This window comes from Camelimonas fluminis (assembly GCF_014656355.1).
Classification (GTDB): Bacteria; Pseudomonadota; Alphaproteobacteria; order Rhizobiales; family Beijerinckiaceae; genus Camelimonas; species Camelimonas fluminis.
This window is the reverse complement of record NZ_BNCG01000061.1, coordinates 1-7,417: the sequence shown is the minus strand read 5'-3', so window position 1 is coordinate 7,417 and position 7,417 is coordinate 1. Positions and strand designations below refer to the sequence as shown.

Genomic DNA, 7,417 nt, shown 5'->3' with positions numbered 1-7,417 from the left:
TATAAGCAAAATTCGTGGCGCTCAAAGAACGATTTGAGCCGCCATCGACGCGGGGCACACGTGGGGGTTTTTATTGTCGGAAAAAAAGAGAGGCAGCGTGCTGGCGGTGGCGGCTTTTTTCAGCGCCAGATGGCTCGGGTTGATACCGTGGATTATTCAGATTTTTCCGCGAATTGTGGGCGTGTATGGGTCGGCGTTTTTGTGTCTGGATGGTGGTTTTCCAGAAGACGCGTTTGGTAGTGAGGATTTGGATTGCGCCGCTGGCAAGGTCGAACCGTGCTAGTGGGCCCAAAAAACTCTGGCGTAGACACCTTGGCGGAAGACCCGGTTGTGGCCGCGGCGGGGAATCTGGCAGACGGTTGCGAGATATCGGCTGCTGCTGCCGTTGGCTTTGCTCAGATGTGATGAAAGTATGTGAAATAGAGGTAAGGGCCATAGAATGCCAGGGCGATGGCGCCTATCTTGAGGGCCCCTGGCGCCATCCGGACCAAAATTGCAGCGCCTATGGCAATTCCGATATAGACGTGCCGGTAGGCGAGGATTGTTGGGATGTTCCAGTAGGTTGCGAAGACCTGCCGGATGTGGAAAATCCACTCGTCCATCATGGTGGATGTCCTGGTTGGGTGTGAGCGATTGTTTCGCGGTGACGTTGACTGGGTATATGCGGATATTAATAATACAGGGAATATCGGCGATACATAGAAAGTTTTGGTTTCGCTGCTGCGTGTCTGGCTACAGGGGCGGCATAGGCGGTGGGGCAGCGGAAACGGGCAGGCCCTTCGTTTGGAGGGCCTGCCGCGTTACTTCTGGGGGGCGTCTGCGCCCTGGAATACGAGTGAGAGAGCATAAAGCCCAGAAATTCCTGCGAGCACGAGCGCAGCAACGAGCGAACGTTCGAGTGTGTCGCCTCGCTCATACGCAGCCGCCACCGCGACGGATATGTACATTGCGAAGGTGATCGCGGTTGTCGAGGCGAGCAGGAGGTGGGGTCTTAGGCGGGCGCCTGAGATGCGGCGTGTGATGAGCACCGCGATGATGCTCGCGGTCGAACTCATGAGAATGGCGGCCCATATGCTCACAGGTGCGACCCAGAAAATGATCACGTGAAGTGCCCACCACAGCGTGGTCGAGGTCGCTGTCAGGGTGGCGATGTTTGCCCATTTCGAGAATCGTCTCGGAGCGGCGTTTGGCTCAGGAGGCGCGTGCTTCACGGTGTTGCTCTTCCATCTGGCGCTTTCCATGCGGTATCGCGCGCCGGATGGGGAGGGCGAGTGTTTGGGGAATTCGGGCGCTTGATATGATGTGAGCATCGCTGCCCCCGTTGTGACAAAATGGTTCAGGTCCCGAAGCCTGCGCCTGGTGGGATCATTCTAAAAATGGCCCAGCCCGCCGTGGTCGAGCCCGGTCTTTGCCTGGAGGGGCATTTTATCAGGTGGGGCCAGAGTTGCGATAGGTTTTTATGCTGCGTCTGTGGTGTTTCCCGGTGAAGGGTCGTTTGCCGGGGTCGTTGGCCAAGGCACCAGCTTTGACGGTGCGTCGCGGCCAGGCTGTCGGATTTCGGCGAGAGTTCTGACTGGGAGTTTGCCCACGATTGCAGTCCGTCGGTGAGATATTTCCATTATTTCCCCTTCTTGTGGGGAAATGGCGGCCTTCACTGATTGTTGGTTCATTGCAAGGTCTATGTGGGCCTTGATGAGGTCGCGGTCGCCGTGGATCGGCGCGGCGTACCTTGGCCGTAGCATGCGATAGAGATCCGCGAGCTCATCACGGCATGCATGTCCGGAGGCGTGAACTGTGACATCTGGGATGTCGGCGTCCGCTGTGAGGACGTGTATGCCATGACGGTTCAGGGTCTCGAAGAGAGGGGCGACAGCAAGTTCGTTGCCCGGAATTATCCGGGCGGAGTGGATAAGTAAGTCTCCGCGGCGCATTTGAGGCTGGCTACTGTGCCGGTGGCCCTGTTCAAGCTGGTCGGTCAGGCGGTGAAGTGCTGAACCAGGCTCCGCCTGGGTACCGGTGCAAAGGACAAGGACGTTGGCTGCGCTGTTGTGTTGACGGGTGGCCAACGGCCAGGTGGGTGTTACGAGCCCGGTTGTGGCGGCGACCTTCAGATTCTGTTTGAGACTGTGCCCCATGATTGAAAAAGAGCGGCCCGCGGTTTGTGCTGCGAGGCGGGCGCTCTCAGCCCGTGCAAGGTTCGAGGAGAAACTCGCGAGAAATATCTGACCGGGGAAGCCGCGAGCGATCGCGGAGAGGGATTTGCTGACGTCTCCTTCGGAGGCAGTGCGACCGCTTAATGTGGCATTTGTGCTGTCGCCCAGGAACGCGAGGACACCCTGGTGGCCGAGTTCAGCGAGCCGGTCGGTGTCGGTCTGGGGTCCGAGAATAGGAGCTGGGTCGAGTTTGATGTCACTCGCCAGCACGATTGTGCCAGCGTTTGTGGTGATCGCGAGAGCGCATGTTTCTGGCGCAGAATGGGTGACGGAAATCCATTCGACGCCAAAACTGCCGATATTCATCTTGCGGCGCGGATGCGCGACGACGACGCGCGGCCGGTGTGGCAGTTGGGCGAGGCGCCGCCGTAGGGTGAGGGCGGTATAGGGGGTTGCGAAGACAGGAATGCGGGCGAGAGCCGGCCAGCGATCCACAAATTGGTGGTGTAATGCGAGGGCCCCGATGTGATCCTCGTGGGCATGCGTGACCACAATGGCGTCGACACGGGAAATCAGATCGTTGATCGCGGTGAGGTCGGGGATGATTGCTCCCATGACGCCACCGTGGGCTTTTGCGAAGTCGGCGGCATAACTGTCACCAGGGCTGGTATAGGTGGCGCCGGCGTCGACGAGAAGCCAGCGGCCGGCGTGACCGATGAGGGTCATGTTGAGGCCAACCCGATTCGTGCCGCCAAGCGGCAGTACGAAAAATGAGTGGCCGTTTCGGGTGTGGTTCGGATTGGGCATGGGGTCAGGCTTTCTGGGAAACTCGCCAGGAGATTTGGCTGCTGGCGGTTTCCCAGCGGCAAGCCACTGCGATGTGAAGTGACAAAAGATACGCGGAGTTTTCGGTGTCAGGCGGCCAAGGCGTATTTGGCACGGCCTATTTTCGGCATGCGGGCGCGGGCAATTGTTTGTCTCACCTTCGCACGCCAGTTTGGGTTGGCCCGGGTGCGTGGATGGGTTTCAAGGCTCGAGTATAGCTCGGTGAGGGTGGCGGCGCCTCCAAGGGTCGCAATGCAGTCAGCGACGATTTCGCGCCAGGATGAGGTGGGCGGGTCGATATTGATCGCGACGTGGATCATCACCGGTCGGGTGAGGGGTACAAATTTGCCGTCGATATCGCTGTCGTACAGTCGCTCGGCGTCCTTCGCGCCATATGCAACGAGGACGCTTGGCGCGCCGGCATTGGCTTTGGCTATCCGACCGTCCGGATGGCAAAAATGGAGGCGGCCATGCAGGAACAGGCAGGCATCGGCGCGGTTCCAGACGTGTCGATGAAAAAACTCAGTTTCGGTTCTGGCGAAGACAAGGGCTGTTCCCTTTCCGTGGTTCGCGAGTTTTTCCATCCAGCGTCCTATGATGGTGGGCCGGTACGACGGGTTGAGCCAAATACGGCCAAACCATGGCAGGAGGAGCCCGTCCATCGGGAGGGTATAGTGATGGGCGGCTGTCGACCACGGTTTTGGATCAGGGGCAGCGCAGGGGTCGAGATCGAAGGGCCCGAGGGCATGCAGGATTGGCTTTGGGGTGAGCCAGACAACGGAGTCTGCGTTGGCGGACTGATGGCCGCCCATTCCTTTGTGGGACATTGATATCTTCTCTCTGGGGTTCGGTTCAATTGGATTATTTAATGTGCGATTTTCGGTGAGAATGATATTTTATAGAAAATTCCTGAACGTAATTTGGGTCTCATATGTGGAATCTGACACTCAGCGCAATTGCCGTGGCATTTTGTGTAGTTGGGGGCGGGGCGGCATTGGGCGCCTGCGACCATGTGCCGGTAAACGTTAGAGTAAATACGCCGTCACCGGATGTTTCAGTCAGGGCGAGCGACAATGTCGCCGCGGTTGGAATGGTTAATGGCTATGACGGGTATGGAAATCCGGCTGGATGGCATGTGACGGGTTTGGCGTCGTCGAGGCCCAAATACCAGGTTCAGGTCTCCGGATTACAGCGTCCCGGATGTTTCAGGCCGACTGAGGTGGTTGTGGATGTGGGGTTCTCGGGGCCGATTGAGGTTACGATCTCATCCCGCTATTTTCTTGGGAGTTGCGAGTATGAATCAATTCGTTCGCATGAATTCCGTCACGTTGACATCATGCGTAAGTCTGTGACCGCTTATCGCGATGAAATGGCGGCGGTAGTTGCATCGTCGGTGGCCACGTTGTCCGAGTACACATTCACTTTGCCGGATGCGCAGAGGCGAATCCTTGACCATATTCAGATGTCGACCCGTTCCGTGTTTGACAAAATGATGCGCATGTCCGTGGAGCAGAATGCCGCTCTCGATACGCCGGAGAATTACCGCCGGGAACAGGCTGTTTGTTCTAATTGGTGAAACGGCTATTCTAATTTCTGACTGGAGAAATTTCCTATGTTTAAGGCCGCTTTTTATGCGTCGGTGGCGTTGCTGGTATTTTGTGCGCCAGCGGTCGCTGGGCCGTTGGGTCGCGTGGAGGCGGTTGAAAAGTTTCTCGGGATAGGCATGAGCGACGGGGCGCGGGCGGGGTCTGTTGCGTCCGATGGCGCGGATGTTGTTGTCAGAGACCTCACTCTTCCGTTGGGCGTAACGCAAAGGGAGGGCGCACCGGTTGTGAGCTCGAGCGTGCGCGTAAAGGAATTGCGGTTTGTTGACGTGGCCGTGGCGGAGGCTACGGCCCGGTTTGCAGGGGTAACCGCGTTGGAAGTCGTTGTGACGGGCGCTGAGGGTGTTGCAGTGAGGTCGATGGCGCTGGGGCCGGTGAAGGCGGTTCTGATCGGCAGCGCTCCACTTTCGGTGGAGGGGGACTATAGCGCTACTTTGCTGGGTGTTGTTTCCAGCAGCGCGGCTGGGGCCATTCGGGCTGATATGTACGCAGTGTCGTATCGGTCGGAGGGGGGAGGCCGCTTCTCTCAAAAATTGAAGGTAAGCGGGCTTCAGTTGCGGGATAGCGGCAGGAGCGAGTATCGCGTTGCCGGCGAGATCAGTATTGCGGGCGACCGTGCGGCGAGGACGGTTGAAGCCGAGATGAGGCTCGTGGAGCATCAATTGGGGGAGATTATCGGCCAGGTCTCTATGAGTAACGTTGAGATGGCTGAGCGGAAGATGTCGCTGATTGTTGGCGACGATCTGGCGGATGGAAACGCGGATATCCGTAGCGGATCGGTGGAGATTATCCCCTCGGAAGCAATCCGGATGGTAGTGCGGTTTCTGCCGTCGGACAAAAGGGATGAGCTCATTGGAGCGATTGAGCCGATATTGACGAAGAACGTTCCACAAGGGAGCGCGATCGCTGGCCAGGCCATGAGGGCTGTTGCGGCGTTTCTGGCCAAGCCAGGCGCGGTGCGTCTGAGTATGGCGCCAAAGGCGCCGGTGCCCGTGCAGGATTTTGTGAGCGGGAAGGGGTTCGCTGCCGGGACCGACTGGGCTGACCGTTGGGGGGTCAGCATTTCAGTGAGCGACTGAGACGTTACCGGGTGTTGCCCAGTAGCCGGTCAATACGGGAGTTGGCTTCTGCCATGGCGGCGCCTCGAAGCAACGCTTCTGTTTCGGGACCGATGTCAGGATGAACCCGCGCCGCGATGCGGTGGCGCAGGTTTCGCAATTGGTCTTTTGAAGATCGGTCGACAGCTGAGAACAGGTCCTCGACGATGTCCAGGAAGGGATTTGGGGCATCGCGGGGAGGGGTTGGCCCGGGCATTAGAACCCGGTCGATAGTCTCGCCATTTGCAAGGTCGATGCGGAGTGGCGGGATGTGGGGATCGACCCCGGTCAGAGGTATCTCACAGGTTTGCCCATCAAATGCGAATGGAAGTAGTTGGGTCGTGTAGACGGCGGCTCCGTCCTCAAATGCCACGTATCCCGATAGAAGTGGGCCACGAAGGGGTCTCCACGAGATCGGGCGCGGCCTCAGGAGGACACGGTAGCTGCTCGTGCGCCCAGATCGGGAGATGAGAACGAGGGTGGAGGCGCGGTGGAGGGTTTGGTCGGGTTTCTCAACACTGATTTCTCGCGGCAGATTACGCACCGCGAGTTCTGTTCGCCGGATACTGGATCGGTAAGAGCGGTCGATGCATGCGTCGTAGAGTGGGTGCCATACGCGCTCTTTGATCTGAAAACGGAGCGACATTTAGATTTCCTTGGGCGACGGCGATCGCCGCATAGCCGGTGCTACTCGCTTTCGCGTTGCGGCGTGGGAATGATGGAAGTTGGTGTGCTCCCGTTTTCGACGGTGACTGGGTTGGCAGCCGTAGGGTTTGCAAACATGGCTATGCGGTCGAGCGCACGTTCTTCAGGGATCAGCGCTGCGTTGCGTTGCACCTTGTCGGGGCAGATGTAGGAGCCGAATGCCATCGTGACTTTACCATTCTTCCCTACGCCGGGGCTCAGTTGCACAGTGCATTCGCCGTCGTTGAAGGTCATTAGGCCGCTCTGAATCTGCGCGGGTGCATTGGTCCGGGTGCTGTCCGCACGCGGTTCTGCTAGGAGCAAAAGGGTTGGGGTGCTGGGGTCGGCGCCGGCCTGGATCATGAGCGCCCTGAACTTGCTTGTGGTGGGTGTGTCGCCGCTGCTTTGGGTGATAATGGTGAAGGGTAACCAGACATTCTTGGGCGTTTCGGAAATCATCGTCACCAAGTGGCTGGTTGCCGAATTTTCGGCTTCCTTTGCGTGCTTCAGCGCTTGAGAGCGCTGGTGCTCGAGCTTCTCTTCCCGCTCACGTTGTTCCCGTAGGGCAGCTTCGGTTGAGCGCTCAAGGGCGTTGGCCATGTCATGGCGGAGTGCTTCGGCGGCTGGGGTTCCGAGCTCCACCGGGTTTTCGAATGCCATGAGCGGAGCGCCAGGTGGCAGGCGATTGTCCCACGTGATCTGGATTTCCCACGTCTTGGCGAAGGTGCCGACCCGCTTGTACGTCATTGAGCCAGGGACGCGAATTTCGGCGCCTTTGGGGTGGGTCTTAAAGACCAGAGTATGTCCATTGTAAGTTTGCGCGGGAATGAAAAGATCTTCGGTGGCGACGATCGTTCCAAACACCACAACAGGGTTGTCGGCAGCGCCGGCATCAGGGGATACAAAAGCTCCGGTGAGCGACCATGCAGTGGGGTCTGCAACCAGACTTGGGTTCTCCGCCTTTATTGCGGACGCTCCGGTCTTTGTTGCGATGGCTAGAGCGGTTTTCGAACGTCTAGAATCATAAGAGGTTCCCCCTTCGCGAGATTTCTGA

Annotated in this window: 9 protein-coding genes; 3 read left to right on the top strand and 6 right to left on the bottom strand. The window is 58.4% G+C overall.

Annotated elements, in window-relative coordinates; genetic code table 11:
* Positions 1 to 240, top strand: a 240-nt coding sequence (locus IE243_RS23245) for a hypothetical protein (RefSeq protein WP_210319941.1), incomplete at its 5' end; no start/stop codon positions are given.
* A gap of 155 nt (positions 241 to 395) precedes the next feature.
* Here IE243_RS23245 and IE243_RS21180 read toward each other — a convergent pair.
* The 4 genes from IE243_RS21180 to IE243_RS21165 all read right to left on the bottom strand — a co-directional run bounded on the left by IE243_RS21180 (position 396) and on the right by IE243_RS21165 (position 3,805).
* Positions 396 to 605, bottom strand: coding sequence for a hypothetical protein (locus IE243_RS21180; protein ID WP_191321299.1), 210 nt, complete (start codon positions 603 to 605; stop codon positions 396 to 398).
* A 195-nt stretch (positions 606 to 800) separates the two neighbouring features.
* On the bottom strand, positions 801 to 1,241 hold the full coding sequence (locus IE243_RS21175; protein WP_191321298.1) for a hypothetical protein: 441 nt from the start codon (positions 1,239 to 1,241) through the stop codon (positions 801 to 803).
* 216 nt (positions 1,242 to 1,457) lie between these two features.
* Positions 1,458 to 2,960, bottom strand: a complete 1,503-nt coding sequence (locus IE243_RS21170; protein WP_191321297.1) for a ribonuclease J — start codon at positions 2,958 to 2,960, stop codon at positions 1,458 to 1,460.
* A 107-nt stretch (positions 2,961 to 3,067) separates the two neighbouring features.
* Entirely contained in the window at positions 3,068 to 3,805 is a 738-nt protein-coding gene (locus IE243_RS21165) for a DNA N-6-adenine-methyltransferase (protein WP_191321296.1), read from the bottom strand.
* A 104-nt stretch (positions 3,806 to 3,909) separates the two neighbouring features.
* On the opposite strand from IE243_RS21165, the gene IE243_RS21160 reads away from it, so the two are divergent.
* Positions 3,910 to 4,554, top strand: a complete 645-nt coding sequence (locus IE243_RS21160) for a hypothetical protein (RefSeq protein WP_191321295.1) — start codon at positions 3,910 to 3,912, stop codon at positions 4,552 to 4,554.
* Between the two features lie 36 nt (positions 4,555 to 4,590).
* On the top strand, positions 4,591 to 5,661 hold the full coding sequence (locus IE243_RS21155; protein WP_191321294.1) for an aq_1923 C-terminal domain: 1,071 nt from the start codon (positions 4,591 to 4,593) through the stop codon (positions 5,659 to 5,661).
* Positions 5,662 to 5,665: 4 nt separating this feature from the next.
* Here the strand turns inward: IE243_RS21155 and IE243_RS21150 are convergent, their stop codons facing one another.
* Entirely contained in the window at positions 5,666 to 6,052 is a 387-nt protein-coding gene (locus IE243_RS21150) for a hypothetical protein (protein ID WP_191321293.1), read from the bottom strand.
* 314 nt (positions 6,053 to 6,366) lie between these two features.
* The coding region (locus IE243_RS21145; RefSeq protein ID WP_191321292.1) for a hypothetical protein at positions 6,367 to 7,417 on the bottom strand (1,051 nt) is incomplete at its 5' end.

What these genes read in the sequence shown, in the direction of transcription:
- IE243_RS21175 (WP_191321298.1), bottom strand. Translation starts at nt 1,241, where the DNA reads ATGGAAAGCGCCAGATGGAAGAGCAACACCGTGAAGCACGCGCCTCCT.
- IE243_RS21170 (WP_191321297.1), bottom strand. Translation starts at nt 2,960, where the DNA reads ATGCCCAATCCGAACCACACCCGAAACGGCCACTCATTTTTCGTACTG.
- IE243_RS21155 (WP_191321294.1), top strand. Translation starts at nt 4,591, where the DNA reads ATGTTTAAGGCCGCTTTTTATGCGTCGGTGGCGTTGCTGGTATTTTGT.
- IE243_RS21160 (WP_191321295.1), top strand. Translation starts at nt 3,910, where the DNA reads ATGTGGAATCTGACACTCAGCGCAATTGCCGTGGCATTTTGTGTAGTT.
- IE243_RS21180 (WP_191321299.1), bottom strand. Translation starts at nt 605, where the DNA reads ATGATGGACGAGTGGATTTTCCACATCCGGCAGGTCTTCGCAACCTAC.
- IE243_RS21165 (WP_191321296.1), bottom strand. Translation starts at nt 3,805, where the DNA reads ATGTCCCACAAAGGAATGGGCGGCCATCAGTCCGCCAACGCAGACTCC.